The sequence below is a fragment of the Tolypothrix sp. VBCCA 56010 genome (assembly GCF_050875635.1).
Classification (GTDB): domain Bacteria; phylum Cyanobacteriota; class Cyanobacteriia; order Cyanobacteriales; family Nostocaceae; genus Hassallia.
Genome location: NZ_JBPAOH010000353.1, coordinates 1 through 1,259 on the forward strand (window position 1 = coordinate 1; position 1,259 = coordinate 1,259).

2 protein-coding genes are annotated in these 1,259 nt (G+C 42.9%); both read right to left on the minus strand.

Going from position 1 to position 1,259, the window contains the following annotated elements; translation table 11 throughout:
* Positions 1-153: 153 nt before the first annotated feature.
* On the minus strand, positions 154-297 hold the full coding sequence (locus tag AABK37_RS41400; RefSeq protein ID WP_432557181.1) for a hypothetical protein: 144 nt from the start codon (positions 295-297) through the stop codon (positions 154-156).
* Positions 294-1,100, minus strand: coding sequence for a Uma2 family endonuclease (locus tag AABK37_RS41405; RefSeq protein WP_432557182.1), 807 nt, complete (start codon positions 1,098-1,100; stop codon positions 294-296). The genes AABK37_RS41400 and AABK37_RS41405 overlap by 4 nt, the downstream gene beginning before the upstream one ends.
* Between the last annotated feature and the right edge of the window lie 159 nt (positions 1,101-1,259).

Here is a 1,259-nt window from a genome sequence, read left to right on the forward strand (position 1 = left end):
GATGTTATAAGATAACGGGGCGATGTTATAAGATAACGGGGCGATGTTATAAGATAACGGGGCGATGTTATAAGATAACGGGGCGATGTTATAAGATAACGGGGCGATGTTATAAGATAACGGGTCGATGTTATAACATAACGGGTCAGAGCGTTAAGCACCCTTGATATTCATGCGTTCGTAGAAGCGATCGCTTTTAAATCTCCTTTTATAGTCACCCGTTTCGGATATCTTACAGGCAAACTGATGAACATCCCCCTGTAAGATCGCTTGCTTCTCCCCTGCCTCTTCGGTCAAACCAGTTCATCAGGATTCACACCCAATTGACGCAATCGTTCTGCTAATTGTTCTGCTTTTCTTTTAGCTTGAGCAGCTTCAAGTTTAGCTTGAGTGGCTTCAAGTTTAGCTTGAGCAGCTTCAAGTTTAGCTTGAGTGGCTTCCTCTTCGGGTATGGAAATCAATTCTCCTGACAAAGTAAACCACCTCAACCACAACCGCTCAATATCCCGAAAAGTTCCTTGCCATAATCCCAAACTTAAGCCTAATTCTGGCATTGGTAAGCGACTATCTGTTAAATTCATCGGTTCATAATGACCGCCAACAAGGTGAAATGCCCGAATTTCATTGGTGTAGCGACTAAATACTATATAATAGGGAACTCGCAAAATCCGTTCATAAACTTCCCATTTAGTAGGCGGTTTATTTGGTTGGCTTTGCGTTTCTCCTAAATCTTCTTGTTCGGTACCGGGTGACAATAACTCAACGACAACAAAAGGATTTGCTCTTTCTTGCCAAGTTACATAACTTAAACGTAAATCCCCTTCATATAATTTTGTCACTCCTACCACACCAAACCAATCTGGGCGTTTATACCACTGAGAATGGCTAACATCGTAGTAAAGATTGAGGTCAGCAGCACTGTAAACTGATTCTGAATTTGAATTAGTTGGCAGAAACGTTAACAATAACAGCAATGGCTGTAAAAAGTGAAAATCATCCGGCAAACCTGGTTCCTCTGGGTTATCGCTTGGCAAATCGTACATCGTCGGCAGCGTTTCCCTCGGTGGCAGCGGCGGATCTGTTTGAGGAATTAGGCGCATAATCAATTCAAAATTGTATTATTTCTACAATATTATGTCTAATACCAATTTGAAAAAAGAATGCGACAGATGGGTAGGGGGACGGGAGTGCCGTGGCCCCCCAAAAAAGTTCCGTGTCGCACACACTATTTCAACTTGTCTCCCTTCCTCCCCACCGCC

Bases quoted from the DNA above. Each gene is read 5' to 3' on its own strand.
- AABK37_RS41405 (WP_432557182.1), bottom strand. From the start codon at position 1,100: ATGCGCCTAATTCCTCAAACAGATCCGCCGCTGCCACCGAGGGAAACG.